At 51.6% G+C, this 26,551-nt stretch carries 33 protein-coding genes; 26 read left to right on the forward strand and 7 right to left on the reverse strand.

The genetic code is table 11. The annotated features are described in order from the left end of the window. Window positions 1-181 precede the first annotated feature (181 nt). Window positions 182-1,840 carry an ATP-dependent endonuclease gene (locus SK33_RS08575; protein ID WP_003036822.1) on the forward strand — a complete coding sequence of 553 codons (1,659 nt, stop codon included), beginning with the start codon at window positions 182-184 and terminating at the stop codon, window positions 1,838-1,840. Here SK33_RS08575 and SK33_RS08580 read toward each other — a convergent pair. Then, window positions 1,837-2,784, reverse strand: a complete 948-nt coding sequence (locus tag SK33_RS08580; RefSeq protein ID WP_048218208.1) for a VirK/YbjX family protein — start codon at window positions 2,782-2,784, stop codon at window positions 1,837-1,839. The two genes, SK33_RS08575 and SK33_RS08580, sit on opposite strands and share 4 nt — an antisense overlap. A gap of 159 nt (window positions 2,785-2,943) precedes the next feature. Here SK33_RS08580 and macA point away from each other — a divergent pair, with 159 nt between their 5' ends. Beyond that, window positions 2,944-4,059 carry a macrolide transporter subunit MacA gene (gene macA, locus SK33_RS08585; protein ID WP_003036818.1) on the forward strand — a complete coding sequence of 372 codons (1,116 nt, stop codon included), beginning with the start codon at window positions 2,944-2,946 and terminating at the stop codon, window positions 4,057-4,059. Beyond that, the gene (macB, locus tag SK33_RS08590) at window positions 4,056-6,002 is read left to right on the forward strand and encodes a macrolide ABC transporter ATP-binding protein/permease MacB (RefSeq protein ID WP_048218206.1); all 1,947 of its coding nucleotides are present in this window, start codon (window positions 4,056-4,058) and stop codon (window positions 6,000-6,002) included. Before macA ends, macB begins: the two co-directional genes overlap by 4 nt. 74 nt (window positions 6,003-6,076) lie before the next feature. On the opposite strand, the gene cspD is transcribed toward macB, so the two are convergent. Next, window positions 6,077-6,301 carry a cold shock-like protein CspD gene (gene cspD, locus SK33_RS08595; RefSeq protein WP_003036813.1) on the reverse strand — a complete coding sequence of 75 codons (225 nt, stop codon included), beginning with the start codon at window positions 6,299-6,301 and terminating at the stop codon, window positions 6,077-6,079. Window positions 6,302-6,624: 323 nt separating this feature from the next. Here cspD and clpS point away from each other — a divergent pair, with 323 nt between their 5' ends. After that, window positions 6,625-6,945 carry an ATP-dependent Clp protease adapter ClpS gene (gene clpS / locus SK33_RS08600; RefSeq protein ID WP_003036810.1) on the forward strand — a complete coding sequence of 107 codons (321 nt, stop codon included), beginning with the start codon at window positions 6,625-6,627 and terminating at the stop codon, window positions 6,943-6,945. Between the two features lie 30 nt (window positions 6,946-6,975). Next, window positions 6,976-9,252, forward strand: a complete 2,277-nt coding sequence (clpA, locus tag SK33_RS08605) for an ATP-dependent Clp protease ATP-binding subunit ClpA (RefSeq protein ID WP_048218204.1) — start codon at window positions 6,976-6,978, stop codon at window positions 9,250-9,252. Between the two features lie 205 nt (window positions 9,253-9,457). Here the strand turns inward: clpA and SK33_RS08610 are convergent, their stop codons facing one another. Next, a complete protein-coding gene (locus SK33_RS08610; RefSeq protein ID WP_047090189.1) occupies window positions 9,458-10,471 on the reverse strand; it encodes a phage integrase in 1,014 nt (337 codons plus the stop codon). Between the two features lie 96 nt (window positions 10,472-10,567). Next, complete coding sequence (locus tag SK33_RS08615) at window positions 10,568-10,867, reverse strand: helix-turn-helix domain-containing protein (RefSeq protein ID WP_047090188.1); 300 nt, start codon at window positions 10,865-10,867, stop codon at window positions 10,568-10,570. A 124-nt stretch (window positions 10,868-10,991) separates the two neighbouring features. On the opposite strand from SK33_RS08615, the gene SK33_RS08620 reads away from it, so the two are divergent. Beyond that, on the forward strand, window positions 10,992-11,261 hold the full coding sequence (locus SK33_RS08620) for a regulatory phage cox family protein (RefSeq protein WP_047090187.1): 270 nt from the start codon (window positions 10,992-10,994) through the stop codon (window positions 11,259-11,261). Window positions 11,262-11,325: 64 nt separating this feature from the next. Then, on the forward strand, window positions 11,326-11,745 hold the full coding sequence (locus SK33_RS08625; RefSeq protein ID WP_047090186.1) for a hypothetical protein: 420 nt from the start codon (window positions 11,326-11,328) through the stop codon (window positions 11,743-11,745). On the opposite strand, the gene SK33_RS08630 is transcribed toward SK33_RS08625, so the two are convergent. Next, window positions 11,742-11,933 carry a hypothetical protein gene (locus tag SK33_RS08630; protein ID WP_047090185.1) on the reverse strand — a complete coding sequence of 64 codons (192 nt, stop codon included), beginning with the start codon at window positions 11,931-11,933 and terminating at the stop codon, window positions 11,742-11,744. The two genes, SK33_RS08625 and SK33_RS08630, sit on opposite strands and share 4 nt — an antisense overlap. Before the next feature lie 99 nt (window positions 11,934-12,032). On the opposite strand from SK33_RS08630, the gene SK33_RS08635 reads away from it, so the two are divergent. The 7 genes from SK33_RS08635 (at window position 12,033) to SK33_RS08665 (ending at window position 17,222) form a co-directional block, all read left to right on the forward strand. Further along, window positions 12,033-12,203: a hypothetical protein gene (locus tag SK33_RS08635; RefSeq protein ID WP_163426238.1), complete on the forward strand. Its 171-nt coding sequence runs from the start codon at window positions 12,033-12,035 to the stop codon at window positions 12,201-12,203. After that, window positions 12,200-12,700 carry a hypothetical protein gene (locus SK33_RS08640; protein WP_047090184.1) on the forward strand — a complete coding sequence of 167 codons (501 nt, stop codon included), beginning with the start codon at window positions 12,200-12,202 and terminating at the stop codon, window positions 12,698-12,700. The genes SK33_RS08635 and SK33_RS08640 overlap by 4 nt, the downstream gene beginning before the upstream one ends. 63 nt (window positions 12,701-12,763) lie before the next feature. After that, window positions 12,764-12,988, forward strand: a complete 225-nt coding sequence (locus tag SK33_RS08645; RefSeq protein WP_048218201.1) for a DUF2732 family protein — start codon at window positions 12,764-12,766, stop codon at window positions 12,986-12,988. Next, the gene (locus SK33_RS08650; RefSeq protein WP_047090182.1) at window positions 12,988-13,287 is read left to right on the forward strand and encodes a DUF5405 family protein; all 300 of its coding nucleotides are present in this window, start codon (window positions 12,988-12,990) and stop codon (window positions 13,285-13,287) included. The genes SK33_RS08645 and SK33_RS08650 overlap by 1 nt, the downstream gene beginning before the upstream one ends. Beyond that, window positions 13,287-13,562, forward strand: coding sequence for a DUF5405 family protein (locus SK33_RS08655; protein WP_048218200.1), 276 nt, complete (start codon window positions 13,287-13,289; stop codon window positions 13,560-13,562). Before SK33_RS08650 ends, SK33_RS08655 begins: the two co-directional genes overlap by 1 nt. After that, window positions 13,552-15,834, forward strand: coding sequence for a replication endonuclease (locus SK33_RS08660; RefSeq protein ID WP_048218198.1), 2,283 nt, complete (start codon window positions 13,552-13,554; stop codon window positions 15,832-15,834). The genes SK33_RS08655 and SK33_RS08660 overlap by 11 nt, the downstream gene beginning before the upstream one ends. Window positions 15,835-15,938: 104 nt before the next feature. Beyond that, on the forward strand, window positions 15,939-17,222 hold the full coding sequence (locus SK33_RS08665; RefSeq protein WP_247751718.1) for a HEPN domain-containing protein: 1,284 nt from the start codon (window positions 15,939-15,941) through the stop codon (window positions 17,220-17,222). Window positions 17,223-17,558: 336 nt separating this feature from the next. Here the strand turns inward: SK33_RS08665 and SK33_RS08670 are convergent, their stop codons facing one another. Both SK33_RS08670 and SK33_RS08675 read right to left on the reverse strand, forming a co-directional pair. Beyond that, window positions 17,559-18,575, reverse strand: a complete 1,017-nt coding sequence (locus SK33_RS08670; RefSeq protein WP_048218193.1) for a phage portal protein — start codon at window positions 18,573-18,575, stop codon at window positions 17,559-17,561. Window position 18,576: 1 nt separating this feature from the next. Then, window positions 18,577-20,346 carry a terminase ATPase subunit family protein gene (locus SK33_RS08675; protein ID WP_048218191.1) on the reverse strand — a complete coding sequence of 590 codons (1,770 nt, stop codon included), beginning with the start codon at window positions 20,344-20,346 and terminating at the stop codon, window positions 18,577-18,579. A 166-nt stretch (window positions 20,347-20,512) separates the two neighbouring features. On the opposite strand from SK33_RS08675, the gene SK33_RS08680 reads away from it, so the two are divergent. From SK33_RS08680 to SK33_RS08730, 12 genes are all read left to right on the forward strand, one after another. Then, window positions 20,513-21,367 (forward strand): GPO family capsid scaffolding protein, encoded by an 855-nt coding sequence (locus SK33_RS08680; RefSeq protein WP_048218189.1) that lies wholly within the window; start codon window positions 20,513-20,515, stop codon window positions 21,365-21,367. Window positions 21,368-21,428: 61 nt separating this feature from the next. Further along, on the forward strand, window positions 21,429-22,496 hold the full coding sequence (locus tag SK33_RS08685) for a phage major capsid protein, P2 family (protein WP_048218187.1): 1,068 nt from the start codon (window positions 21,429-21,431) through the stop codon (window positions 22,494-22,496). Window positions 22,497-22,499: 3 nt separating this feature from the next. Continuing rightward, a complete protein-coding gene (locus tag SK33_RS08690) occupies window positions 22,500-23,255 on the forward strand; it encodes a phage terminase small subunit (RefSeq protein WP_040090154.1) in 756 nt (251 codons plus the stop codon). Window positions 23,256-23,354: 99 nt separating this feature from the next. Further along, complete coding sequence (locus SK33_RS08695) at window positions 23,355-23,861, forward strand: head completion/stabilization protein (RefSeq protein ID WP_046276225.1); 507 nt, start codon at window positions 23,355-23,357, stop codon at window positions 23,859-23,861. Continuing rightward, the gene (locus SK33_RS08700; RefSeq protein ID WP_048218184.1) at window positions 23,861-24,064 is read left to right on the forward strand and encodes a tail protein X; all 204 of its coding nucleotides are present in this window, start codon (window positions 23,861-23,863) and stop codon (window positions 24,062-24,064) included. The genes SK33_RS08695 and SK33_RS08700 overlap by 1 nt, the downstream gene beginning before the upstream one ends. Further along, window positions 24,055-24,276, forward strand: a complete 222-nt coding sequence (locus SK33_RS08705; protein ID WP_016153631.1) for an HP1 family phage holin — start codon at window positions 24,055-24,057, stop codon at window positions 24,274-24,276. The genes SK33_RS08700 and SK33_RS08705 overlap by 10 nt, the downstream gene beginning before the upstream one ends. After that, window positions 24,260-24,772, forward strand: a complete 513-nt coding sequence (locus SK33_RS08710; protein ID WP_048218181.1) for a lysozyme — start codon at window positions 24,260-24,262, stop codon at window positions 24,770-24,772. Before SK33_RS08705 ends, SK33_RS08710 begins: the two co-directional genes overlap by 17 nt. Beyond that, window positions 24,769-25,017 carry a DNZ54_00345 family protein gene (locus tag SK33_RS08715; RefSeq protein ID WP_048218179.1) on the forward strand — a complete coding sequence of 83 codons (249 nt, stop codon included), beginning with the start codon at window positions 24,769-24,771 and terminating at the stop codon, window positions 25,015-25,017. Before SK33_RS08710 ends, SK33_RS08715 begins: the two co-directional genes overlap by 4 nt. Continuing rightward, entirely contained in the window at window positions 24,999-25,427 is a 429-nt protein-coding gene (gene lysB, locus SK33_RS26395) for an Rz-like lysis system protein LysB (protein WP_048218176.1), read from the forward strand. The genes SK33_RS08715 and lysB overlap by 19 nt, the downstream gene beginning before the upstream one ends. Beyond that, window positions 25,315-25,560: an Rz1-like lysis system protein LysC gene (gene lysC, locus SK33_RS08720; RefSeq protein ID WP_247751717.1), complete on the forward strand. Its 246-nt coding sequence runs from the start codon at window positions 25,315-25,317 to the stop codon at window positions 25,558-25,560. The genes lysB and lysC overlap by 113 nt, the downstream gene beginning before the upstream one ends. Further along, window positions 25,523-25,990, forward strand: coding sequence for a phage tail protein (locus SK33_RS08725; RefSeq protein WP_048218174.1), 468 nt, complete (start codon window positions 25,523-25,525; stop codon window positions 25,988-25,990). Before lysC ends, SK33_RS08725 begins: the two co-directional genes overlap by 38 nt. Then, on the forward strand, window positions 25,983-26,432 hold the full coding sequence (locus SK33_RS08730; RefSeq protein ID WP_048218173.1) for a phage virion morphogenesis protein: 450 nt from the start codon (window positions 25,983-25,985) through the stop codon (window positions 26,430-26,432). Before SK33_RS08725 ends, SK33_RS08730 begins: the two co-directional genes overlap by 8 nt. The last annotated feature ends 119 nt before the right edge of the window (window positions 26,433-26,551 follow it).

Genomic DNA, 26,551 nt, shown 5'->3' on the forward strand with positions numbered 1-26,551 from the left:
CAACTAGCGAAAGGACGATGATTAAGTTCTGAAATTATATTCAGGAGAAAACATAAGAAGAATATTCTTATTTTTTTTGCTTTTGCGATTCACGCCAGATTGATATCGGGTGTCCTGAGCACCCGCTTGCCGTTATACTCCTGATAACTTGAAGGAAAAAGTTAGCATTTCCGGAGGCTATATGATTCTCGAACGCGTTGAGATTGTTGGATTTCGTGGTATTAACCGTCTGTCGTTGATGCTGGAGCAGAGCAACGTGCTGATTGGGGAGAACGCGTGGGGTAAATCCAGTCTGCTGGATGCCTTAACCCTGCTGCTGTCGCCGGAGCCAGACTTGTATCATTTTGTCCGCGAGGATTTCTGGTTCCCGCCGGGCGATATACAGGGCCGGGAACACCACCTGCACATTATCCTGACGTTTCGTGAATCCCAGCCGGGTCGTCACCGGGTACGTCGCTATCGTCCTCTGGAAGCCAGCTGGACGCCGTGCCAGGATGGCTATCACCGCATTTTTTATCGTCTGGAAGGCGAGTGTGCGGATGACGGTAGCGTTCTGACCTTGCGCAGTTTTCTTGACGGCGACGGCCATCCATTACCTCTCGATGACATTAACGATCAGGCGCGGCATCTTGTACGCCTGATGCCGGTACTGCGTCTGCGCGACGCGCGATTTATGCGCCGGATCCGCAACGGTACTGTGCCGGATTCGGCGGACGTCGAAGTCACCGCCCGCCAACTGGATTTTCTGGCGCGTGAGCTGGCTACCCGACCGCAAAACCTGACCGACGGGCAGATCCGCCAGGGGTTATCGGCCATGGTGCAGTTGTTGGAGCACTATTTTTCCGAGCAGGGGGCTGGCCAGTCCCGTTACCGTCTGATGCGCCGTCGCTCCAATAACGAACAACGGAGCTGGCGCTATCTGGACATTATTAACCGCATGATTGATAAACCCGGCGGACGTACGCACCGGGTTATTCTGTTGGGCCTGTTTTCGACCCTGTTGCAGGCCAAAGGCACGCTGAGGCTGGATAAAGACGCCCGACCTTTATTGCTGGTGGAAGATCCGGAAACGCGTTTACATCCCATCATGCTGTCGGTGGCCTGGCACTTGTTGAATTTACTGCCTCTGCAGCGAGTGGCGACAACCAACTCCGGTGAGCTGTTGTCCCTTACGCCCGTGGAACATGTTGTTCGTCTGGTTCGTGAATCATCCCGCGTCGCCGCCTGGCGGCTGGGGCCGGGTGGGATCAGTGCAGAAGATGGTCGGCGAATCGCATTTCATATTCGTTTTAATCGTGCGTCATCGTTGTTTGCCCGCTGCTGGTTGCTGGTAGAAGGCGAAACGGAAACCTGGGTTATTAACGAACTGGCCCGTCAGTGCGGACATCACTTTGATGCAGAAGGGATTAAAGTTATTGAATTCGCCCAGTCCGGCCTTAAGCCGCTGGTTAAATTCGCCCGCCGGATGGGTATCGAGTGGCATGTGCTGGTCGATGGCGATGAGGCCGGAAAAAAGTATGCGGCCACGGTACGTAGCTTATTGAATGACGACAGAGAGGAAGAGCGTGAGCATTTGACCATGCTCCCCGCGCTGGATATGGAACACTTTATGTATCGCCAGGGGTTTGCTGACGTCTTTCACCGGGTGGCGCAAATCCCGGAGAACGTGCCCATGAACATGCGCAAAATTATCTCCAAGGCGATACATCGTTCGTCAAAACCGGATTTAGCCATTGAGGTAGCGATGGAAGCCGGGCGGCGCGGCGTTGACGCAGTGCCAACGCTGCTGCGAAAAATGTTTTCCCGCGTGCTGTGGCTGGCACGCGGTAGAGCGGATTAGTGGTGAAACATCGACGACAGCTGCGAATGGATGCTGTCCATTAGCTGATAGCGGCGGCGGTATTCTGCGCGTTTTTTGCTGGCAATATCCGCCTCGCTTTTTCGCGCCAGCGTGCGCGGAATATGATAGTACCCGTGTCTGTCGCACTCGCCGCCAACCGATTCCCAAAATGCGTTGTAGTCGGAATGAATTACCTTATTTTTATCGTGGTAGCGTTGGCTGCGAAAGATATGCTGTTCATTGCTGACTGCCATAACATTATCGATATTCAATCGTTCTGCTAACCGGCAAATGGCTTCCATTACAATACGTTTTGGGAATATCCCGTGACAGGACTTGGTCGCTTTTTGGATTGCTTCGTGAGGAAGTTGTGCATTGCCCTGCACACCGCCAATAAATAATGTACTTTTGCCATTATATTCGCAGAACGTAAACGTCATTTTAGTCAGCACGTCGCCGTCGCCATTTTGCACCTGAATAGTGCTCTCTCCCTCTTTATCCAGCACCGGGAACATCATCATGGTTACGGTAAATATATCGCCATCTTTGCCTTCAATTTGCGCCAGCTGTAAGCCGTCATTGCTTAATAAGGCGTTAAATTCTGCGGGTAAAAATGCATGGCGGATAACATTATAATGAAAACGCACCGCGTCTAAACGCATTTTACGGGTGAAGTTTGCGGCAAGGTAAGGACGATGCAAACGCACCGGCAGTCGGGGTTGGTGGGATAGCAGGTTTTCAAGATCCGGCCATTGGGACAGTTCTGTCATCCATTCCTGGGTGAGGCGAGGTATCAAGAGTGAGCGCCAGATAAACTTACGACGAAAGCTCCGCTTATCCCAGCAATGTGCGGGACGTAAATGGCCGCTGCTCAGGCTGTAAAAAAGACCAAAGCTGGTGACGGGTTTGGTGGAAAGAAAAGTGCTTTCAGTTAGTTGACTCATAATATAAATCCGATTGATACCCTGGTACTAATTTCAGCACAGCGGATCTTAACCATTCATCAATAACTCTGTTATTCTTGCGCTTTTCAACGGCGATTTATTTAACGTTGATGTTTAGCACTCCACTCTGGTGGACGTATTGGGGGAATTGGGGCATTTATGAAGCTCAAGGGAAAAATCAAAAAACGCTATTTTCTGTTCGCCATCATCCTTATTGTGGCGGTAATTGCACTTTGGCGAACGCTTAATGCGCCTTTACCTCAGTATCAAACATTAATTGTTCGTCCGGGCGATCTGCAGCAAAGCGTGCTGGCTACCGGTAAACTGGATGCGCTGCGTAAAGTTGACGTCGGGGCGCAGGTCAGCGGGCAGTTAAAAACGCTGTCGGTCGCGATTGGCGATAAAGTCAAAAAAGATCAGTTGCTCGGCGTAATCGATCCTGAACAGGCGCAAAACCAAATCAAAGAGGTTGAAGCGACGCTAATGGAATTGCGCGCCCAGCGTTTACAGGCAGAAGCTGAGTGGAAACTGGCGCGGGTGACGCTTTCCCGTCAGCAACAGCTGGCAAAAACCCAGGCCGTTTCACAGCAGGATCTCGACACGGCGGCCACCGAAATGGCGGTCAAACAGGCGCAAATTGGCACAATTGACGCGCAAATTAAACGTAATCAGGCTTCTCTCGATACGGCAAAAACCAACCTTGATTACACCCGCATTGTCGCGCCAATGGCAGGCGAAGTAACGCAAATTACTACCCTGCAAGGGCAAACCGTTATTGCCGCCCAGCAAGCACCTAATATTCTGACGCTGGCGGATATGAGCACCATGCTGGTAAAAGCGCAGGTTTCTGAGGCTGATGTAATTCACCTGCAACCTGGGCAAAAAGCCTGGTTTACCGTACTGGGCGATCCGCAGACGCGCTACGAAGGCACGCTCAAAGATGTTCTTCCGACGCCAGAGAAAGTGAATGATGCGATTTTCTACTATGCCCGCTTCGAAGTTCCCAATCCGAAAGGGATCCTGCGTCTGGATATGACCGCGCAGGTCCATATCCAGCTCACTGATGTCAAAAATGTTCTGACGATCCCGCTGTCGGCACTGGGCGATCCTATTGGTAACAACCGCTATAACGTCAGGCTACTGCGTAACGGCGAAACCCGCGAACGTGAAGTGGTTATCGGCGCGCGGAATGACACCGATGTGGAGATCGTGAAAGGGCTGGAAGAGGGTGATGAAGTCATTACCGGCGAGGGCAACGCTGGAGCTGCAAAATGACAGCATTGCTTGAACTGAGCCATATCCGCCGCAGCTATCCCTCAGGTGAAGGCCTGGTTGAGGTGTTGAAGGACGTATCCTTGAGCATTCAGGCCGGGGAAATGGTGGCGATTGTCGGGGCGTCGGGTTCGGGTAAATCGACGCTGATGAACATTCTCGGCTGTCTGGACAAACCTACCAGCGGTACGTACCGGGTTGCCGGGCGGGATGTTTCCACGCTGGATAGCGATGCGCTGGCACAGCTGCGCCGTGAGCATTTCGGCTTTATCTTCCAGCGCTATCATTTGCTGTCACATTTAACCGCGGCGCAAAATGTCGAGGTGCCTGCTGTCTACGCTGGCACCGAGCGTAAGCAGCGCCTGGCGCGTGCGCAGGAATTACTCCAGCGGCTGGGTCTGGGCGACAGGGTTGACTATCAACCTTCTCAACTTTCCGGTGGTCAGCAGCAGCGGGTAAGTATTGCGCGTGCGCTGATGAACGGGGGACAGGTTATTCTTGCCGACGAACCCACTGGCGCGCTGGATAGCCATTCCGGCGAAGAAGTAATGGCAATTTTGCATCAGCTGCGCGATCGCGGACACACGGTAATTATCGTCACGCACGACCCGCAGGTTGCCGCACAGGCCGAGCGGGTCATTGAAATTCGTGACGGCGAGATTGTGCGCAATCCGCCGCCACAGAAACCTTCTGGCGGACGCGATATCGCGGAGCCAACGGTGAAAACGGCATCCGGCTGGAGTCAGTTTGTCAGCGGTTTTCGTGAAGCGCTTACCATGGCCTGGCTGGCAATGGCCGCAAATAAGATGCGAACGCTACTCACCATGCTTGGGATCATCATCGGTATTGCTTCGGTGGTGTCGATCGTGGTGGTAGGCGATGCGGCTAAACAACTGGTACTGGCAGATATTCGCGCTATTGGTACTAACACCATTGATATCTATCCTGGCAAAGATTTCGGCGACGACGATCCGCAATATCAACAGGCATTGAAGTATGACGATTTGACGGCGCTACAGAAGCAGCCCTGGGTCAGTTCGGTAACACCTGCAGTATCGAAGAACCTGCGGTTACGCTATGGCAATATCGACGTTGCTGCCAGTGCTAACGGCGTGAGCGGCGACTATTTCAACGTCTATGGCATGACATTTAGCGAAGGGACCACCTTTAACGCCGAGCAACTGGCGGGGCGCGCTCAGGTGGTGGTGCTCGACAGTAATACCCGGCGCCAGTTGTTCCCCAATAAAGCGAAAGTTGTCGGCGAAGTCGTGCTGGTGGGAAATATGCCGGCCACGGTAATTGGTGTTGCAGAAGAGAAACAGTCGATGTTCGGCAGTAGCAAGATCCTGCGGGTCTGGCTGCCCTACAGCACCATGTCCGGACGAATTATGGGGCAGTCGTGGCTGAACTCGATCACTGTGCGAGTAAAGGATGGTTTTGACAGTGCCCGGGCCGAACAGCAACTGACCCGACTGTTGACGTTGCGCCACGGTAAGAAGGATTTCTTCACCTGGAATATGGACGGTGTCTTGAAAACCGCTGAAAAGACCACACGTACATTACAACTCTTCCTGACGCTGGTGGCGGTGATTTCGCTGGTGGTTGGTGGGATTGGCGTGATGAATATTATGCTGGTTTCGGTAACCGAACGAACGCGTGAGATTGGCATTCGTATGGCGGTTGGCGCGCGTGCCAGTGAGGTGCTGCAACAGTTCTTAATTGAAGCGGTGTTAGTGTGTCTGGTTGGCGGCGCGTTGGGCATTAGCCTGTCGATGCTGATCGCCTTTACACTTCAGCTATTCCTGCCGGGCTGGGAAATTGGATTCTCACCCGTCGCGCTGTTGACGGCGTTCCTGTGTTCGACTGCAACCGGGGTGTTGTTTGGCTGGCTACCGGCGCGGAATGCGGCACGTCTGGATCCAGTAGATGCTCTGGCGCGGGAATAATGCCACAGAGATAAAAATGCCAGCCGCAAAGGCTGGCATTTTGACTGCGGGATGTACACAATGAGACAGAAGAGCTATGCGACAGCTTCTGCTTCAATGACAGGCACGATGACACTGGCATGATTGCCTTTTGGCCCCTGGTGGACATCAAACTGGACAGACTGTCCGGCTTTTAGCGTTCTGTAACCATCCATCTGAATGGTGGAATAATGGGCGAAAATATCTTCGCCGCCGCCTTCGGGGCAAATGAAACCAAACCCTTTGGCGTTGTTGAACCACTTAACAGTACCCGTTTCCATACTTCGACATCCTTCGTAAATCTTATATAAGTAAGATGGAATGAACCGGTGGCGGAGTGGGGGCTGTTCAAAACCTCGCCAACTCTCGAAACTACAATTTAGAGAAATCAGGCGGGGCGTCAAGCGCCAGGCAGACAGAATAGGGTAAAAATGCATCAAAATTTGAAGCAGTTAACGCTATTGTCGGTTATGTGACAGATGTCGCGGATGGCACTAATAGATGATAGTTATCTAATACTTGAGGTAGATTGATTGTGCGCATAGGCTGCTTGTCAGCGGCAAGATTTTCTGCCGGAAACCGTAACTGAAGATGACGACTGACAATGGGTAAGACGAACGACTGGCTGGATTTCGATCTGCTGGCGGAAGACAAATTGCGCGACGCGCTAAAACCGCCATCTATGTATAAAGTGATATTAGTCAATGATGATTACACTCCGATGGAGTTTGTTATTGACGTGTTACAAAAATTCTTTTCTTATGATGTAGAACGTGCAACGCAACTGATGCTTGCAGTTCACTATCAAGGCAAAGCGATTTGCGGCGTGTTTACTGCCGAAGTGGCTGAAACCAAAGTAGCGATGGTGAACAAATATGCAAGGGAGAACGAGCATCCGTTGCTGTGTACGCTGGAAAAAGCCTGAATGCAGGCATAAACATTGGGGGAGGTGCCTATGCTCAATCAAGAACTGGAACTCAGTTTAAACATGGCTTTCGCCAGAGCGCGCGAGCACCGACATGAGTTTATGACCGTCGAGCACTTGTTACTGGCGTTGCTCAGTAACCCGTCGGCCCGCGAAGCGCTGGAAGCGTGTTCTGTGGATCTGGTGGCGCTCCGTCAGGAACTCGAAGCCTTCATTGAACAGACCACACCTGTATTGCCTGCCAGTGAGGAAGAGCGCGACACGCAGCCGACGTTGAGTTTTCAACGTGTACTGCAACGTGCGGTCTTTCATGTTCAGTCCTCCGGACGCAATGAAGTTACCGGCGCAAATGTGCTGGTTGCTATCTTCAGCGAGCAGGAATCTCAGGCGGCTTATCTGCTGCGTAAGCATGAAGTAAGTCGTCTTGATGTGGTGAATTTTATCTCTCATGGCACGCGTAAAGATGAACCCAGCCAGTCTTCTGACTCTGGGAATCAGCCAAATAACGAAGAGCAAGCTGGCGGGGAGGACCGTATGGAGAACTTCACGACTAACCTTAACCAGCTTGCCCGAGTGGGCGGAATTGATCCGCTCATTGGCCGGGACAAAGAGCTGGAGCGCGCCATTCAGGTACTGTGCCGTCGCAGAAAAAACAACCCGCTGTTGGTGGGAGAGTCTGGTGTCGGTAAAACCGCCATTGCCGAAGGCCTCGCCTGGCGTATCGTCCAGGGTGATGTGCCTGAAATCATGGCTGATTGTACCCTTTACTCCCTGGATATCGGCTCGCTGTTGGCTGGCACCAAATATCGCGGTGATTTTGAGAAACGCTTTAAGGCGCTGCTGAAACAGCTGGAACAGGATACTAACAGCATTCTGTTTATCGATGAGATCCATACCATTATTGGCGCGGGTGCGGCATCGGGCGGCCAGGTGGATGCGGCTAACCTGATCAAGCCGTTGCTCTCCAGTGGTAAGATCCGTGTGATAGGCTCCACAACCTATCAGGAATTCAGCAATATCTTTGAAAAGGACCGCGCGTTAGCGCGCCGTTTCCAGAAAATCGATGTCACTGAGCCATCGGTAGAAGAGACCGTGCAGATAATCAATGGTCTGAAGCCGAAATACGAAGCCCACCATGACGTCCGCTATACCGCCAAAGCGGTGCGTGCAGCGGTCGAACTGGCGGTGAAATACATTAACGATCGTCATCTGCCGGATAAAGCGATTGACGTGATTGATGAGGCGGGCGCACGTGCGCGTCTGATGCCGGTCAGCAAGCGCAAGAAAACCGTCAACGTGGCGGATATTGAGTCCGTAGTGGCCCGCATTGCGCGGATCCCGGAGAAGAGCGTATCGCAGAGCGATCGCGACACGCTGAAAAACTTGGGCAACCGTCTGAAAATGCTGGTATTCGGACAGGATAAAGCCATTGAGGCGCTGACTGAAGCGATCAAAATGAGCCGTGCCGGTCTGGGACATGAGCATAAGCCGGTCGGTTCGTTCCTGTTTGCTGGACCAACTGGTGTCGGTAAGACCGAAGTCACGGTGCAGCTCTCCAAAGCCCTCGGCATTGAACTGCTGCGTTTTGATATGTCCGAGTATATGGAACGCCACACGGTCAGCCGTCTGATTGGTGCGCCTCCAGGATATGTCGGTTTTGACCAGGGCGGTTTGCTGACTGATGCTGTTATTAAGCATCCGCATGCGGTACTGCTGCTGGATGAAATCGAAAAAGCGCACCCGGATGTCTTTAACCTGTTGCTGCAGGTGATGGATAACGGCACGCTGACCGACAATAACGGGCGTAAAGCGGATTTTCGCAACGTGGTGCTGGTCATGACCACCAACGCTGGTGTACGTGAAACTGAGCGTAAATCGATTGGGTTGATTCATCAGGACAACAGTACTGATGCGATGGGCGAAATCAAAAAAGTGTTTACGCCGGAATTCCGTAACCGTCTCGACAACATTATCTGGTTCGATCATCTCTCTACCGAGGTGATTCATCAGGTTGTTGATAAGTTTATCGTCGAGCTTCAGGTTCAGCTGGATCAGAAAGGTGTCTCTCTTGAAGTGAGTCAGGAAGCACGTGACTGGCTGGCAGAGAAAGGCTATGACCGCGCAATGGGCGCACGTCCAATGACGCGTGTTGTCCAGGATAACCTGAAAAAACCATTGGCTAACGAACTGCTGTTCGGTTCGCTGGTGGATGGCGGTCAGGTGACCGTTGAGCTGGATAAAGAGAAAAATGAGCTGACCTATGGCTTCCAGAGTGCGCAAAAGCACAAGCCAGAAGCGGCACATTAATCTTTAATCACCTAATGAGCCGGGCGTAATGCCCGGTTTTTTTTCGCCTGAAAGTAAAGATTTGACTTAGGGGAGATTCGGAGAGTTTAAACGGCAGGCAAAAAATAAGCCTGCGTAAGGGCGTTTTTATACCCCTACAACAGGGGCTTTCAGCGGTGCAATGCGGGTTTGCGCGGCACGCAAGACCACTGAAAGCCACTATAAATCATTCAAGCGTGGACATTGTGTGGACACTCAGAGCATCAGTGCCACCGCGTAAAGGATTAAGCGTTACCGCGTCCTGCAGGTACTCAGGGGCGAAATGTGCATAGGTCATTGTCTGCTCAATTCGTGAGTGCCCGAGTATCCGTTGAAGCGTGATAATGCTGCCTCCGTTAATCATAAAGTGAGTGGCAAAGCTGTGACGCAATGCGTGCGTCGCCTGACCCGGTGGCAAGTCCGGTTTCAACTCTTTCATTAATCGTCTGAATGCAGGATAGTTAGCGTTCGTGAACAGATAGCCACGCTTTCCTGATGTGATCATTGTTGCCAGCTCCTCGGATATCGGAACGGTTCGCGGTTTGTTGGTTTTTGTCTTAACGAACGTGACGCGATTTTGGATGATGTTTTCAGCTTTCAATTTTGCAGCCTCACTCCATCTCGCGCCGGTGCTAAGACAAAGAATCGCTATTTTCTTATTATCCCCATCGACTTTCGACAGTAGATCAGCGATCTCCTCTTGCGTGAGGTAGCCAGTTTCAGGTTTGTCCTCTTTCAGTCGCTTAACACCTCTGAAAGGGTGTTCACCGAAAAATAGCTCTGCATCTATCAACGAGGTAAACATTCCGCTAAGGCAAGTCAAATCGCGGTTGATGCTCGATGGTTTGATGCCCTGAGAACGGCGCACCGTGCCGTACTGGCTAATCAATGATTTAGTAATCTGAAATGCGCATGGGTCACTTGTAATCCTTGTGAATAACTCAATTTTTCCTAGATAATCTCGACCATGAGTCTCATGCTTGCCCTTCAAATCCCACCAGACTTTTGTTAATTCTGACAGATGCCGCTTATCTGTCGGTTTAGCCAACCAATCTTTGTTGTGATGGTTGTACTGAGTATATTTTTCAAAAGCGATAGCTTCACTTTTCTTATCGAACTTCCTGCGGATGCGCTTTCCGTTGCGCCCTGCAGGTCTGACGTCCACTTCATATCGACCATCATCGAGCTTTTTAACAGACATAAAGCCTCCCGATGATGTTACTGCGTACTTCAATTTCCTGATTTAAATAACAAAAACTCACAGTGCATTTACTGCACAAAAAAGCGCCGTAAATTGTTAGCCAGTTTTCTGGTCTGAGTGGGGTGACGTAGTTGTCGGCTGCCCAAAGTGCGCGAGAGCCGGTGCAATCTGCCCAGCTTCAGGTGTTATTTGATCAGTCATAAACCACATCGTGTACTTGGTGAAGCGCGGGTGTTGAAGGATTTTCATTATTTGCTCTACACCTGGTTTTTTATCGCCAGCCTCATAGCTACAAAAAGAACCGTAAACGATCCCTGTTAACTCACTGAATTCTCTTCTATTTAGTCTTTCAGACTCTCTGATGAGCTTGATTTTTTCATGAATCTCTATTGACATAAAATCACCTATAGTTGAATATTATCACCTATCGTAGATTTATCTTTCCGATGGGTGAATCACCATTAAGAGCAATTAAACCCCATTAAGAGCAATTAATAGCACTAAAGGAGAATCGTAACAGATGAGCAAACAGCTTGTAAGTGTAACTGATGCAGTCCCTTATCAAGAGTTCGCAAGACTTATTGGTAAGACTCCCATGGCTGTTCGGGGAATGATTGATAAAGGGAAGCTACCCATTATTAAAATGACTGATCCGCAGTCAACCAGCGGAACAGTAGGTGAATACTGGGTTTACCTCCCAGCATGGAACAACGGCATGAAACTCGCATATGAAAGTCGCCCGAAAGAAATTAGGGAAGGGTGGCTAATGTGGTTGGGCTTAGGGTCTTAACCGGTTGAAATACATCGCTCAGTTTGTGAATGGCTAGCTGACCAGTCGGCATAAGGGGGTAGAAATGGAACATCAGTTGAAAACCATAAAAGTGGCTTTATTCAGTGGTGAATTAGACGAAATGACACCTTCAAATAGTCTTGTTGTTCCACGAAGTCTGCGTAAGTGGGTGAGTAGCGAAGAGCTCAAAAGTGAACCAGTGTTTATTGATGGTGATGATTTAGTTTTTCGCAGCACTGATGGCTCAGTTGAAATACTACGCCTTGACTTGATACAGCTTCTTTCTGATAACTACGGCCGCATGAAAGAAAGGGCTATAGGGATAAGTATTGATAATCGTTTATATCTGGCGCGCTGTGTAAGAGAAAAGGCTCGGGAGCTGGGTATTACGCTAATGAGCAAAGATGATTGGGATGACATTTTTAATGTGATGGTGCGGTCGCATCGTCCCAAAAAAGCCGCACCACATGAATTAGACGCTTAGTCGTTTATATCAATAAACCCTTGAAGATGATTTGGTTTTTTTGAGTGAGCTAATTCTCTTAACTTAATTGTCAATACATCGACTTGATTCGATTTTTCCACGTCACCCATTGGGGTTGGTAGAGACTCAATTAATGCTACGGCTTGTTCAAGAGTGGTAATTAATTCATTAAGTTTTTGATTGTTCACTTTTTACCTCTTAGTGGTGGAGTTGTTTTTGGCGATTCAATCCTACCACAAGACCATGTACCGGGCATGGGCAAAACCCGGCTACTTAATGGAGGATTTATGCAAGAACCACGTTGTATTGCGCAGCTACTTCGTAAGGAAAGTCCCCAGCCGATGACATTCAAGATTACTCACGGTAAGGGACGTAAAGGCATCATCATCCGCACCCGTAAGCCGGGATTTTTTGCCATGACTAAACGCTTCATAAAATCCATAGGGGTATCGTTATGACGGTTATGACCCTTGCCATTGTGGACAAGCAGCCAGAAGGATTACGTAGTCTGATTGGTAAATATCTTGCAGCGCCCCGCTGGCAGGATAGCTGTGATTTCTATAATCAAATGATGGAGCGCGACCGCCTGACGGTCTGTTTTCATGCTCAATTAAAACAGCGTCATGCGACGATGCGTCTTGAAGAAATGAACGATGTAGACCGGGAGCGTCTGGTGTGCGCTATCGACGAGCTACGTGCTGCATTTTCAAAACGTCGTCAGGTTGGCTCAAGTGAGTCCGCATATATTAGTTTTCTAACGGTTAGCCAACGGCGGTCATTGTTTTTACATGCAGGGTTAAGTGAGGTTGAATTTAATCAGCCTTACTGGCGTATTAATGAAGAATCATGTTATTGGCGTGAAAATTTATTTCGTGCTTTACGTGAGTTGTTTAGCCTGTTTGAGTACGCGCCGACGATATTAACATCGGTCAAGCCTGAGCAATATTTGCATTAATTAAATAATCTAAATTTTAAACGCACTTGATTGTGCGGGACTTCTTTTTGTCTGGAGAAAGTCATGCTTACAGGAACGGAAAAGCAAAGCAGTAATTTTTCTTTATTGCTTCAGCAGGCCAGAGCAGAAGCGCAGGCCGACGCAGCGACTATATTCTCATTTCATCTGGATAAACTGATTCAACATATCGTTACGCAGGAGTTGGAGCGTGTTGAGATTGTCGAGTTACTCAGCCAGGAATCAACGGTACTTCATAACGCAGGTCTCGCCCGTGGGGAGGCTGTTTAATGTCTGTGCTGAAATCTGTGATTCTCAATGGCTGGTTAAAAGTTGCCGTTCTCAAAAATGGTGATTTATCTCTGTCTGACCTCAAAAGTGATAAAGAATCTGGCTTGATGGTTGGGTCAGTTATCGCTATTTATTCGAATGAGTTAAATCTGTTTTCTGATGTTGTCGACCTAATTGTCAAACGTGCTATTTATCGCAAGAAAATAACCACTGTGGATGAATTAATACAATTCATGGCTGAACAATCTACATATTGTGCGTGTGAGCTAAAAAAATTAAATCGGAAAGGTGGTAAATAATGTCAATTTATATTGAGGTGGGCGACCGTTTCGTCGTCACTAGTGACCAGTTTCAATTTATTTTGCAGGAAAAGAAAACCGCAAAATCAGGAAAGAGCGCCGGTAAAGAGTGGCTCGGTGTAATTGGCTATTATCCAACAGTTTCCAGACTCGTATCTGGTCTGATATTACATGGCATTCTGACCGGTGAGGCGGCTAGTTTTGCGGACATTGGCGAGCAGGTCGAGCGCATTGGTCAGCAATGTCAGACTGCGTTTGCTGCAGATGGCCGTTGAAACTCGGGGGCGCGTTGCCCCCTCGCCACCTCCGCCACTACCAAAAAGCACCGGTGATAATTTCGTCGGTGCTTATCCGTGGAATAAATCCCGCGAGGCAGTTGGCCGCGACAGACCCCTTACACGTGCCGAACTCCGTCAGGTGCAAGGTGTTTTAAACCGGATTGATCGCCTGCCGTTTTTCCTGCAAACGCTGTTTACCTCGCGTTATAACTTCATCCGCCGCACAAAGAGCCCTTTGGGTGGGCTGTATTTCCTCAAAAACACGTTTGAGCGCAAGTTGCTGCCGCGTCTTGAGCGTGTTAATGAGCTGTGCGGAATGAATGAATCCGCCTCGATTGGTTTTTTGTCCGAGCGTGACCAGTATGTGCGCCTGCCGGATATGAATGACAAAGAGCTTAAGAAGTTTGCGGCTAGAATTGCTTCTCAACTCTGGAGCAAATACGAGGAGTTAAGCGACGCATGGGAGGAGGCGCACGGCGGGAAAGACACTTTATTCACCGATGAGGCGCAGGCGCATTTATACGGTCAGGTGGCCGGTATTGCTCGCGCTTTTAACTTCACCCCGATGTACTGGAAAAAATACCGTAAGGGTCAGATGACGATCCGCATGGCATTTTCTGCTATTTCCCGTCTGATAAAAGATGAGTGGTGGGTCAGCCAGCTCAAGGCGCAGCGGATGCGCTGGCGCGAGGCGCTGCTTATTGCGGCTGGCGAGGTCAACAAAGACCGCTCACCTTACGCAAGCAAAATGGCGATCCGCGATGTGCACGCGCGCCGCCTGGCTAATCTCGAATACCTGAAATCCTGCGAGCTGGAAAACAAAGTCACCGGCGAACGTATCGACCTCATCAGTAAGGTAATGGGGAGTATTTCTAACCCTGAAATACGGCGTATGGAACTGATGAACACTATCGCCGGGATTGAACGCTACGCGGCCAGCGTTGGTGACGTGGGGATGTTTATCACACTGACCACGCCATCGAAGTATCACCCGACCCGACAGGTCGGCAAAGGTGAAAACAAAACTGTGCAGCTCAATCATGGCTGGAATGAAACCGCATTTACCCCCAAAGACGGCCAGCGCTATCTGTGCCGAATCTGGAGCCTGATACGCACCGCTTTCAAAGATAACGATTTAGAGGTTTACGGGATGCGTGTTGTCGAACCGCACCACGACGGGACGCCACACTGGCACATGATGCTGTTTTGCAAACCCGGTCAGCGTAAAGCTATTAACGAAATTATGCGTCGTTATGCTCTCAAAGAGGACGGGCACGAAAAGGGAGCGGCAAAACAGCGCTTTGAGTCACGTCATCTTAATCAGGGCGGTGCGGCGGGTTATATCGCTAAATACATTGCCAAAAATATCGACGGCTACGCACTCGACGGCCAGCTCGACCACGACACCGGAAAGCCTCTGAAAGATACCGCCGCAGCCGTAACTGCATGGGCGTCTACATGGCGCATCCCGCAGTTTAAACCAATTGGCCTGCCGACAATGGGCGCTTACCGCGAACTGCGCAAGCTGCCGCGCGGCGTGAGTATCGCCAGTGAGTTTGACGACCGGGTCGAGGCTGTCCGGGCTGCTGCTGATGAAGGTGAATTTGACCTGTATATCATCGCACAGGGTGGGGCAAACATGCCGCGTGATGCGCAGGCCGTTAGGGTCGCCCGTAAGGTGACTGATGAGGTCAACGAATATGAGGAAGATATCGAGAGAGTGGTCGGCATTTATGCCCCTCACCTCGGGGCGAGTCGCATACATGTAACCCGTACAGCCGAATGGCGCATTGTTCCAAAGATTTTGGCCGTTGAGCCTTTGACCTTAAAAAGCGGCTCTGCCGCGCCTCGGAGTCCTGTCAATAACTGTGGAATGCTCACCGGCGGTGGCGATCCAGTTATGACCCCCACGCCGTCTGAGCAAGCCGCAGCGGTGTTAAATCTGATTGAGCACGGGGTTATCGGGTGGAATGAGCCTGACGTCATGAAGGTGCTTAACGGTGCGTTAAAAGCTGAGGCGCCGCTCAAAAATCGGCAGCAAAGAAACAATGCGCCCCTTAAAGCGAGCGAGCAAGCGCCATCAGCTAGGATGACTAGCGCCGAAAGGGGGCGCGTCTCAAAAATTCGTTTCAAGTTAGCTCAGGAAGGTATTGTCCCTGAACGATGGGAGGTTGAAGCGATGGCGAAAGGTGCAACAGTAATTTATGGGGATAAACGGTTTAGTTTTGCTGTACAGGAAAACTGGATGGTGTTTCCCTTCAACTGGTGAGAACATGTAAATTAGCAAATTCGAAGGAACACGCTGTAAATTAAGGTAATACTCAAATTTATTGGGGGTGATCATCGATGGTTAAATCAAGGAATGAAGTGTCAATGAAGGTTGCTTTCGCGAGAGGTATGATAAACAGATTATGCAAGTGTTTTTTTTATAGACATGATAAAGAGATGCCTTGTATTCAAGTAGGTAAACCACTCCAAGATTTAATTTTTTGGCTCAAATACAATGATGAGGAAGTGGCAAAATGCGCTAGCGCTCTGCTAAGAAATTATGGTCAAGAATTAGGGGTGAGCGACATTCAGACCGCTAAACAGTTGTTGTTAAGCTTTTGCTCTGACGCCTTCAACTGTATAGATGCCGATTTCCTCTCGCTTAACCCAGAGCAAAGATCCGTTGATAGTATAATTTCAAAGGTACACAGGACAAATCTTAGTGAAATGTTTGAGTGTTACATAATCTCACGAATGAAGTTTTATCCTTATATTTACAATCTTGGATGTGTTAGGTTTGATGGGCAATTGAAGTTACAGGAAAATCTTTATCTATATGGCCCGGGGCAGGGTGCGGCCTTATTGTCTAATATTAAATCCAAAGCTGGTATTGACGTTCCAAACTCCTTCTTTGATGAGAAAGATATACGAGATGAACCGATTGGGAGGTATTTCAATCAAGCAAGCTCGACAGTTATACTTACCTATGCTTCCTCTCAACAGGATGCAGTTGAGATGTTGAATCGGCTATTCGGTGGGTTATGTGTTACTGTCAATAATCCATTCGCTATTAACTCATGTGATGTTAATAATAAAGTTGAGAGTTTCTCTGAGGGGAAGTATCATATTTCTAATTTCCGTGTAAACATTCCATCATTGTCAATGTTAAATATTGATGGTTTGGTTTGCGAACGTCTAATAAAAATATTATCTAGATCTGATAAGCGTGTTTTGTCTGCTCTTTCGTTCATTGCTCATGGTTGGGGGAATGATAGCCGTGAAAGGTTTTTAAATCAATTTATAGCTCTTGATGCAATGTATGGTAATAATGCAGGTAACAAAATTTCGATTGTTGGTGGCGTTTGTCGTGATGCGATAAATATTTTTGATGTGAGTTCTAAAATAGAAATAATCTACGATCTTAGATGCAAATTTGTCCATGGCGATATTTCCACTTTATCGGCGCATGTGAAATATCTAAAATTTATTGATCGCCATGGGAGCGATCCTGTTGAGTCTCTTTTTGAAATACTGAAAGAATGCGTTCTCAATTATCAAGGTGTGTATGAAGCACCAAAAGAATATAGCAACTCTCGGACAATGGATGTACCTGTTGAGCTTGTTGCGGATGTTAGAAAGATGATTGAGAGCTTCATAAGTGGTAAATAAAGTGATAGCGAAGCTTATTTTTAGCTATGCATCTATCAGGTGCATGTATTTGCATCAGTTTTTTAGTTCGGTTTTTGTGAGCTGGCTCCTGTGCTGGCACGGGTCGGGGTTGCTAATGCAACCGCATTAAAAGTGACCCCTTAAGCGGGCAGGCGAGGCGGGGATAGCACTGCGCGCCAGAGGCGGTGACAGCATTTAATTTAATGCGTCTGTGCGCGTCGTGACGGCGCTGTCATGTTGCAAGTCTGCGATGGTTTCGCGATGAGATTGGATTGCGTGTGGTGGGGCTGAGGCTGTCAGGGATGAGGCCGCCCGGAGGCGGCGATTTTTGCAGAGTTATTCTGATTCAAGACTGTAATCTTTAAAGCGGATCACCTCCATCCCGAGCCAGTCGTTAATCTCTTTAAAGCGCTCCTGCAGCGGGGTCAGTTCGTTACGCACAAACACCCGCGCCACCTTCTCAACATCACCCATTGAGCCAATATTTTCCGGCTTGCCGCCCATGAGCTGGAACGGTACACGGTGCGCATCGAGCAGGTCAGCGGCGCTCACCTTTTTAATATTGAAAAAGTCATCTTTCGTGGCGACCTCACTCAGCGGCACTATCTTGATGCCATCCGGTTTCCCGTTGGGCGCGTAGAAAAACAGGTTTTTAAAATTTCCTAGCCCCTTTGAATCACGCATTGCAGAACGCAGCGACTCGACGTCGGTGCTGCTTTGTGCCGCGTCGGTGACGTACATGATGTAACCTGCGTGCGCGCCATTCTGGTAATACTTGCGACGAAACAGGGTGGCGGATTCATTCAGCCAGGCCGAATTGAGTGCGCTCAGATATTCCGGCATGCCGTACAGCTCCTGATTAATATCAGGCTCCAGCAGGTGAAACACCGAGCCGGGTGCGAACTGGTGCGGGTTGTTAAAGCTCGATATGTACCAGTAAACGCCATCCTCGACACCCCGGCGGGTATATTTAGCCGGTGATGTTTCCAGTTTTAAAAGCTGGCCGGTAACGCTCATGCGTTTCTCAAGATAGCCGTTTGCAAAGACCAGATAATCCAGTACGAGGCGGCTGAAATCCTGACGCGACAGGAGCGGGTGCGGGATGTAGGTGCTCGTCAGAATATTTCGTTTCACGTAAATCGGCGAGCTGTGATGCACGGCGGCGCGCAGGCTTTTTGCCAGACCTGAGAAGTTGACCGGCGGCTCGTACCACTTACCGTTATTGATGCACTCGACATAATCGAGGATATCGCGGCGATCCAGAACGGCGGAGGGCTCGCCAAAGGTGAACGCCTCCATTTTTTGCGGTGCGCTGGCGCTCATTGTGGCGGGTTTTTTCTGATGTTTTTTCATGTCAGTTAATATCCAGAATTGACGTTGAATGCATGCCGCTACCAGCGGAAAGTGGCTCGTTTAACAGCGCGTGCATAGTGGCCCATGCGATATCCGCGTGGCTGGCCTCTTCGCTGCGGCTGGCCTCATAGGTGGAGCTGCGCCCGCTGCTGGTCATGGTTTTACGGATAGCCATAAATGACTGTGTGATGTCAGTTGCCCCGGCGTCGTATTCCAGACACCCGCGTCTGATGGTGTCTTTCGCTTTCAGTACCATCGCGGTTTTCATTTCCGGCGTGTAGCGAATGGCGCGCGCCGCCGGGAAGAACGAGCGCACGAGCTGGTAAACACCCTGGCCGATGCCGGTCGCATCGATGCCGATATACTCGACGCAGTATTTTTCGGTCAGCTCGCGGATAGCCCCGGCCTGCGTCGCAAAATCCATGCCTTTCCACTGGTGACGCTCAAGGATGCGGAACTTGCCACCGGCAACCAGTGGCGGAGCCAGTACCGCACAGCCTGCACTGTCGCCGGTGTGTGACGGGTCATAGCCAATCCACACCGGGCGCCAGTTAAACGGACGGTCAGAAAACGGCTCGAAGTCCTCCCATTCTTCCATCGCATCGACCATGCAGCGCTGCAGCTCCTCGAACGGGAATACCGATGCCTTGTCGTCGACAAACTCACACATGAAGAGGTTGCGGAAATCATCGGCGCTGTTTTCCTGTTTCAGTTGATTCAGATTAAACAGCGTGCATCCCCCGGCGAGCGCATCCTCGATGGTGACAATCTGCCGCCACTGTCCGTCCGGGCACAGCACGCCCCCGGCCAGCGCCTTATGACTGATATCGATGTCGACACGCTCGGCGGCGCTGCTGCGTCCCCGGTTAAACAGATCACCTGACCAGAACGGATACGCGCCATGTGCCAGCGTCGAGGGGGTTGAAAAGTAGGTGGTGCGCAGGTGGGACTGTGACGCCATCCCCGAGGCAACTTTGCGCAGTTTCTGAAAGTTGGGGATCCAGAAGATTTCATCGACATACAGGTCGCCGTTATGGCTCTGTGCCGTGTTGGAATTGGTTCCGAGAAAAATCAGCTCTGCGCCATTGTTGCCGATGACAATCGGGTCGCCTGACAGGTCGACGTCGACCATGCGGGCAAAGGCGATGATGTACTTTCGGAACACGTAAGCCTGCGTCTTACTGGCTGACAGAAATATCTGGTTTTGCCCGGTTTTCAGGGCGCGCAGCAATGACTCGCGGGCAAAGTAAAATGTTGCGCCAATCTGGCGCGATTTGAGGATGTGGCGAATACGGTGCGCGATACCGGCTTTGTGCCAGTTGAGCTGATACTCAAAGGATTGATCGAAGAAAATCTCTTCGAGCTTTTCGATAGCCTCATCGCTGAAAAAATTACGTTTTGGCTTGCGGCGATCGCCTTTGTTGCGGCTGGCAATGTTGGGATTTAAATCTACTTCGTTTCCGGTCTGGCCGTAGCGGCTGACGCGCGCGAGCCGTTCCATCTGGCGTGACAGAAAGTCAGCGACCTTGAAGTCATGCGGCGTGAGGTCAGGCTTTGCATAAAGCTGAATCAGGCGCGCCTCGAGCGTGGATTCCACGCGGTTAAGCGGGGCGGTTTCCTCCCAGCCGTCACGTTGTTTCCAGCTCTGCACGGTCGGGCGCTTGACCTGCAGCGTGTCGGCGATTTGTGGCACGGAAAACCCCTGCCAGAACAGCAGGCGTGCCTGTCGTCGCGGGTCGTGCAAAAGGGAGAGGTCAGTCGAAATGGTCATGGTTGCCTCGTGTCAGTGAATACGGGGCAAGGCTAAGGAAATAGCGGGGCATTATCGCTAACCCCCTGTTGTGTCAGGGGGTACACGTCTGCAAGCGGTGGCTGATGCGGGGCGGAGTCGGGAAACTACACCCGAACCGAAAACCCAACATCAGGACACCTGAACAATGGCAAAGAAAGTTTCTAAATGGTTTCGCATCGGCGTCGAGGGTGACACCTGCGATGGTCGTGTCATCAACGGGGATGACATTCAGGACATGGCGGATACCTTTGACCCGCGCGTCTACGGTTGCCGCATTAACCTCGAACACATCAAAAGCCTCTGGCCTGACAGTCCGTTTAAACGTTACGGCGACGTGACCGAAGTGAAAGCGGAAATCATCAGTGATGACTCTGCGCTGAACGGCAAAAAAGCGCTGTTTGGCAAGATTGCACCGCTTGATGAACTGGTGAGCATGGTGCGTGCCGGTCAGAAGGTTTACACCTCCATGGAAATTCGCCCGAATTTCTCAAATACCGGTAAATGCTATCTGATTGGTCTCGCTGTGACCGATGACCCGGCAAGCCTCGGCACCGAATATCTCGAATTCTGCAGCCGTGCTGCGCAGAACCCGCTCGCCGGTAAAAAAGACCAGCCGGGCGACCTCTTCTCGGTGGCCTCCCTTGCTGAGCTGGAATTCGAGGATGTTCCCGATTCCATGCTCAACAGCCTGACCGACAAGGTCAAATCGATTTTCAGCCGCAAACAGGTCAGCGATGACGCCCGTCTTGCTGATGTGCATGAGGCAGTGACCGCCGTCTCTGAGCAGGTACAGACCAACCTGACCGCCACCGAAACGCGCGTCACTAAGCTGGAAACCGCCTTTGCACAGCTAAAGCAGGACGTGACCAGCCAGACCACGCAGAGCACGCAGGCGTTTAACGCCCTGAAAAGCTCCCTCGATAACACCGAAAGCTATCGCCAGCCGCGCCGCGAGAAATCGAAAGGCGGGACGGGTGACGAGCTGCTGACCAACTGCTGACAGACCTGCCGGGTGCGCGTCGCCCGGCCTGATGCCCCTTTTTAGAAAAACAGGAATAACAATGCGTAAAGATACCCGCTTTAAATTCAATGCTTACCTGTCCCGCGTGGCGGAGCTGAACGGCGTCGACACCGATGACGTGGCGAAAAAATTCACCGTTGAGCCGTCCGTGACGCAGACCCTGATGACCACCCTGCAGGCGTCATCCGCGTTTCTGACCAAAATCAATATCGTGCCGGTCGACGAGCTGAAAGGCGAAAAAGTCGGGGTCGGCGTCAACGGTACGATTGCGAGCACCACGGACACCGCCGCCGATGACGAGCGTAAGACCGCTGATTTCACTGCGCTCGAATCCAACAAATACGAATGCGCGCAAATCAACTTTGATTTCCATATTCGTTACAAACAGCTCGACCTGTGGGCGCGTTTCCAGGACTTTCAGACCCGTATCCGTGACGCGATTATCAAGCGTCAGTCGCTCGATTTCATCATGGCCGGTTTCAACGGTATCACCCGCGCGGAGACATCCAACCGCAAAACGAACCCGATGCTGCAGGATGTCGCGGTGGGCTGGCTGCAGAAATATCGCAATGAAGCTGCCGCGCGTGTGATGTCCAACGTCACTGATGATGACGGCAAGGTCATTTCCGATGTGATCCGCGTGGGTAAAAACGGTGACTATGAAAACCTTGATGCGCTGGTGATGGATGCGACCACCAACCTGATTGATGAGATTTATCAGGATGACCCGGAGCTCGTCGTTATCACTGGCCGTAAGCTGATGGCAGATAAATATTTCCCGCTGGTCAACAAGGCACAGGAAAACAGCGAAACGCTGGCCGCTGACATCATCATCAGCCAGAAGCGCATCGGCAACCTGCCTGCTGTGCGTGTGCCGTATTTCCCGGCGAATGCCCTGATGGTGACGCGTCTCGATAACCTGTCGATTTACTTCATGGATGATGCCCACCGTCGCGCCATCATCGAGGAGCCGAAGAAAGACCGCGTCGAAAACTACGAGTCGATGAATATTGACTATGTGGTCGAGGCTTACGCCGCCGGTTGCCTGATTGAAAACATCAAACTCGGTGACTTCACTGCACCTGCTGCACCGGAAAGCGGGGAATAAGCCATGACGAGTCCCGCAGCGCGTCACATGATGCGGGTCTCGGCCTCTGAGAATGCGCGGCGGGCTGCTGCTCCGCTGCGCAATGCAACTGCCTATGAGCAGATGCTCGTCAAGCTGGCCGCAGACTGTCGCACGTTAAAACAAATCCGCTCCAATGAACGCAAGGCAGATAAAAAGCGTGAGCTGCTGCCGTTCTATCTGCCGTGGGTGTCGGGTGTCCTCAGCGCCGGAAAAGGGGCGCAGGATGACATTGTCATGACCGTCATGCTGTGGCGTCTCGATGCGGATGACATCGCCGGTGCGCTGGAGATTGCCCGCTATGCGATGACCTATGGCCTGACCATGCCGACCGGCGGCCACCGCCGCACCACGCCGTATTTGCTGGCCGAAGAGGTCGCCCTGTCAGCGCAGCGCCTGCTCGATGCGAAACAGCCTGTCGGGCTGCAGCTCCTGCTCGACACCATCGCACTGACCGAACGGGCAGACATGCCGGACATCGTGCGCGCGAAGCTGCACAAAATTACCGGCTACGTGCTGCGTGAGGCTGGCCGTCTGACTGACGCGCTGGCGCACCTGCAGCGTGCGATCCAGTTAGAGCGAACTGTCGGTGTGAAAAAAGATATTGAACAGCTCGAGCGCGCGCTGAAACCCAAACCAGAACCCGCACCCAAACAGAATAAACCGCGCACGCGCAAACCTGCCGCCAAACCGGCGGCACGGCGCGGGCGTCCCCCGAAAGCGGCAAAAGCCGCAGGTTAACAGAGCGCTCCCCGAGCCGGGCGGCACGCCGGTCAATGCGGGTATTGATTGCCCTGACTGCGACCGGCGTCCACCGCCCACCCATTACCCGAGGTTGTCATGACGACAGTGATTATTGAGCCAAAAAAAGAGCCGCAGGATGTGCCGGGCGTGGTGATACCACCACCGGGCGTGAGCGAGCCGGTAATAAAAAACACCTTCTTTTTCCCTGATGTGGATCCGAAGCGTGTGCGCGAGCTGATGCGTCTGGAGCAGACCGTTTCCGCGCTGCGCCTGAATGATGCGATTAAAGCCGGTATGGCTGAAACCAATGCGGAGCTTGCCCTGTGGCGGGTTGAGCAGATGGCCGCAGGTCATGACACGCTGGCCGATGTGCCTGCCGATGATATCGACGGCGAAAGCGTGCGCTGTTTCCACTATTTCCGCGCCGTCTGCGCCATGACCAGTGCCACGCTGTTTGAGCGCTATCGCGGCATCGATGCGACGGCAAAAGGCGACCGCAAGGCGGAAAGCACCGAGGCGGTTATCGATGAGCTGTGGCGGGATATGCGCTGGTCTGTGGCGCGTATTCAGGACAAGCCGCGCTGTATTGTCGGTCAAATCTGATGAAGATCAGGGCGATACAGGGGGACACCCTCGATGCGATTTGCGCCCGGTATTACGGGCGCACTGAGGGCGTCGTTGAAACGGTGCTGCAGGCGAATCCGGGGCTGTCGGAGCTGGGCGTTATTCTGCCGCACGGCACGGCAATCGAACTGCCCGAAACCGACAGCGCTCCGAAAACCGAGACGGTGAATTTATGGGACTGAGTGTGGAAAAAATCACGACGTTTATCGCTTACTGGCTGGCCGTGGGGCTGGCGTATTTCGGGGCGATGTCCCCCGAAAAGCTGGCGCTCTATGTGGGGAGTGCCTGCGCCATTTTTACCGCGCTGACGAATTACTGGTTTAAGCGCAAAACCTACCGCTATCTGACCTCACTCGGACTCGATAAGGAGGCTGCCCGTGAGCTCAATCATTAAACGCTGCAGTGTGGCCGCCGTGCTGGCGCTGGCAGCACTGGTGCCTGACTTTCGTCTGCTTAACACCTCGCCCGAGGGGCTGGCACTGATTGCCGATCTCGAAGGATGTCGCCTGACACCTTACCAGTGCATCGCGGGAGTGTGGACGTCGGGCATCGGCCACACTGCCGGGGTGGTCCCGAAAGGGGATATTACAGAGCGACAGGCGGCGGAGAATCTCGTTGCCGATGTGCTCAACGTCGAGCAACGGCTCGCAGTCTGTGTGCCGGTGGATATGCCACCGCGCGTCTATGACTCGCTGGTCAGTTTTGCGTTTAACGTCGGAACCGGTGCGGCCTGCCGTTCGACGCTGGTCTCGTTTATCAAGCGTCATCAGTGGTGGCAGGCGTGCGACCAGCTCACCCGCTGGGTGTATGTCAACGGCACAAAAAATAAAGGGCTGGAGAACCGCCGCGCGCGGGAGCTGGCGTATTGCATGAAAGGAGTGACTCAATGAAACAACACATTACCTCGCTGATTTTTGATTTCCTGCTGGCGCTGATGCTGGTTATGGGGCTGGCGAACCCGCAGAGCGTGGCAGTCAATTTCGTTGCTGTATGGGCGCTGTTTGGCTGTCTGGTTGGTGCGGGATGGGTGTTTACAGCGCTGCTGTATCTGATTTGTGTCCTTGTGCTTAAAGCTGTGCGCTCTGCTTACCGTCAGCGCATCGAGGGGGAGGGGGTGTGTCCAGACTCATTGTGATCCTTCTGGTAGCTGCGCTGGCCGGGTTGCTGTGGCTGCGACATGAAAATGAGAACTTATCCCGGTCATTTGAGAAAGCGAACCGCGTCGCCAGTGCGCAAAAGACGACAATTGGCATGCTGAAAAATCAGCTTGCCGTATCGCAGCGAATCGCAAGGGCGAATGAGGATGCGCAGGTCAGGCTCGGTGATGAGCTGGCCGTTGCCGGTGAGCAGGCAGCAAGGCGGGAAGAAACCATAACGAGGCTGATGAATGAAAATGAGACGTTACGCCGCTGGTACAGCGATAAGCTGCCTGATGCTGTGCGGCGGTTGCACATCCGAACAGGCTGCGCCTCCGCTGCCCGTTGTTTACAACGCCTGCCCGAAGGTGAGCCTCTGCCCGATGCCGGGAAGCGACCCCGTCAATAACGGTGATTTGAGTGCCGATATTCGCAGGCTTGAGCATGCGCTCACCGCCTGTGCGATTAAGGTCGAAACCATCAAAGACTGTCAGGATAGAATCGATGCAGAAAATGAAAAGCCTGCGCAAAGCGCTGAATGACGCCGTCCCGCAGCTCATGAATAACCCCGAGATGATGCGCATTTTTGCCGATGAGGGGAATATCGATGCGCGTCTCGCGGCCTCACTGTCCCACGAAAAGAAATACACGCTGAATGTGATCGTCTGTGACTTTGTCGGCGACCCCGACCTGATTTTTGTGCCGGTGGCGGCGTGGCTGCGAGAAAACCAGCCGGATATCTGCACGCTCGATGAGGGGCGCAAAAAGGGCTATCGATTCCAGATGGATTTAAATGACGGGGATAATGTTGATATCAGTATCAGCCTGCAACTGACTGAGCGCACCCTTGTCCGGGAAGAAAACGGCGCGTTACACGTCAGCTATGCCCCGGAGCCGCCCCTGCCGGAGCCTGTCACCCGTCCGACAGAGCTCTATATCAATGGCGAGCTGGTGAGTAAATGGGATGAGTGAATTAACGCCTTTTGATGACCAGATGGCGGGGCTTATCGGGGCATTGTCACCGGCGTCGCGGCGCAGGCTGGCCGCAGAGATAGCGAAACAACTGCGCGCCGCACAGCAGCAACGTATCAGACAACAAAAAGCGCCGGACGGCTCACCGTATGAGACCCGAAAACGCCAGCCGCTCAGGGTGAAAAAAGGGCGAATAAAACGGGCGATGTTTCAGAAGCTGCGAACGAGTCGCTACATGAAAGCTAGTGGTCGCAATGATGCTGCTGTGGTGGAGTTTACCGGCAAAGTGCAGCGCATAGCGCAGATTCATCAGCTCGGACTCAAAGACCGGCCTAACCCTCATGCTCAGGACGTGCAATACCCCATCAGACAGCTTGTTGGCTTTTCTAAGGTAGATATTGACAATATTTCAAATACGATCATTAATCATATGTTGGATTAATCCTAAGGTGGGATCGAGGTGCAAAAATTTAGTAAAGGTAATGAGACAGAGGTAAACAAAAAAATCGACTTGATGATAAAGGTTATCAATCGAACAGATTCGTATCTGAACTCAGCTAA

The organism is Citrobacter sp. MGH103 (assembly GCF_001034475.2).
In the GTDB taxonomy this organism is placed as follows: Bacteria; Pseudomonadota; Gammaproteobacteria; order Enterobacterales; family Enterobacteriaceae; genus Citrobacter; species Citrobacter freundii.

Coding starts and splice junctions, on each gene's coding strand:
- SK33_RS08635 (WP_163426238.1), top strand. CDS start 12,033: ATGCAAGAACCACGTTGTATTGCGCAGCTACTTCGTAAGGAAAGTCCC.
- SK33_RS08680 (WP_048218189.1), top strand. CDS start 20,513: ATGGCAAAGAAAGTTTCTAAATGGTTTCGCATCGGCGTCGAGGGTGAC.
- SK33_RS08705 (WP_016153631.1), top strand. CDS start 24,055: ATGGGACTGAGTGTGGAAAAAATCACGACGTTTATCGCTTACTGGCTG.
- SK33_RS08580 (WP_048218208.1), bottom strand. CDS start 2,784: ATGAGTCAACTAACTGAAAGCACTTTTCTTTCCACCAAACCCGTCACC.
- SK33_RS08615 (WP_047090188.1), bottom strand. CDS start 10,867: ATGTCAATAGAGATTCATGAAAAAATCAAGCTCATCAGAGAGTCTGAA.
- SK33_RS08640 (WP_047090184.1), top strand. CDS start 12,200: ATGACGGTTATGACCCTTGCCATTGTGGACAAGCAGCCAGAAGGATTA.
- SK33_RS08575 (WP_003036822.1), top strand. CDS start 182: ATGATTCTCGAACGCGTTGAGATTGTTGGATTTCGTGGTATTAACCGT.
- SK33_RS08650 (WP_047090182.1), top strand. CDS start 12,988: ATGTCTGTGCTGAAATCTGTGATTCTCAATGGCTGGTTAAAAGTTGCC.
- SK33_RS08660 (WP_048218198.1), top strand. CDS start 13,552: ATGGCCGTTGAAACTCGGGGGCGCGTTGCCCCCTCGCCACCTCCGCCA.
- SK33_RS08670 (WP_048218193.1), bottom strand. CDS start 18,575: ATGAAAAAACATCAGAAAAAACCCGCCACAATGAGCGCCAGCGCACCG.
- macA (WP_003036818.1), top strand. CDS start 2,944: ATGAAGCTCAAGGGAAAAATCAAAAAACGCTATTTTCTGTTCGCCATC.
- SK33_RS08715 (WP_048218179.1), top strand. CDS start 24,769: ATGAAACAACACATTACCTCGCTGATTTTTGATTTCCTGCTGGCGCTG.
- SK33_RS08725 (WP_048218174.1), top strand. CDS start 25,523: ATGCAGAAAATGAAAAGCCTGCGCAAAGCGCTGAATGACGCCGTCCCG.
- SK33_RS08700 (WP_048218184.1), top strand. CDS start 23,861: ATGAAGATCAGGGCGATACAGGGGGACACCCTCGATGCGATTTGCGCC.
- lysC (WP_247751717.1), top strand. CDS start 25,315: ATGCTGTGCGGCGGTTGCACATCCGAACAGGCTGCGCCTCCGCTGCCC.
- SK33_RS08685 (WP_048218187.1), top strand. CDS start 21,429: ATGCGTAAAGATACCCGCTTTAAATTCAATGCTTACCTGTCCCGCGTG.
- SK33_RS08665 (WP_247751718.1), top strand. CDS start 15,939: ATGAAGGTTGCTTTCGCGAGAGGTATGATAAACAGATTATGCAAGTGT.
- SK33_RS08730 (WP_048218173.1), top strand. CDS start 25,983: ATGAGTGAATTAACGCCTTTTGATGACCAGATGGCGGGGCTTATCGGG.
- SK33_RS08690 (WP_040090154.1), top strand. CDS start 22,500: ATGACGAGTCCCGCAGCGCGTCACATGATGCGGGTCTCGGCCTCTGAG.
- SK33_RS08675 (WP_048218191.1), bottom strand. CDS start 20,346: ATGACCATTTCGACTGACCTCTCCCTTTTGCACGACCCGCGACGACAG.
- SK33_RS08620 (WP_047090187.1), top strand. CDS start 10,992: ATGAGCAAACAGCTTGTAAGTGTAACTGATGCAGTCCCTTATCAAGAG.
- cspD (WP_003036813.1), bottom strand. CDS start 6,301: ATGGAAACGGGTACTGTTAAGTGGTTCAACAACGCCAAAGGGTTTGGT.
- SK33_RS08695 (WP_046276225.1), top strand. CDS start 23,355: ATGACGACAGTGATTATTGAGCCAAAAAAAGAGCCGCAGGATGTGCCG.
- SK33_RS08625 (WP_047090186.1), top strand. CDS start 11,326: ATGGAACATCAGTTGAAAACCATAAAAGTGGCTTTATTCAGTGGTGAA.
- macB (WP_048218206.1), top strand. CDS start 4,056: ATGACAGCATTGCTTGAACTGAGCCATATCCGCCGCAGCTATCCCTCA.
- SK33_RS08645 (WP_048218201.1), top strand. CDS start 12,764: ATGCTTACAGGAACGGAAAAGCAAAGCAGTAATTTTTCTTTATTGCTT.
- clpA (WP_048218204.1), top strand. CDS start 6,976: ATGCTCAATCAAGAACTGGAACTCAGTTTAAACATGGCTTTCGCCAGA.
- SK33_RS08655 (WP_048218200.1), top strand. CDS start 13,287: ATGTCAATTTATATTGAGGTGGGCGACCGTTTCGTCGTCACTAGTGAC.
- clpS (WP_003036810.1), top strand. CDS start 6,625: ATGGGTAAGACGAACGACTGGCTGGATTTCGATCTGCTGGCGGAAGAC.
- SK33_RS08610 (WP_047090189.1), bottom strand. CDS start 10,471: ATGTCTGTTAAAAAGCTCGATGATGGTCGATATGAAGTGGACGTCAGA.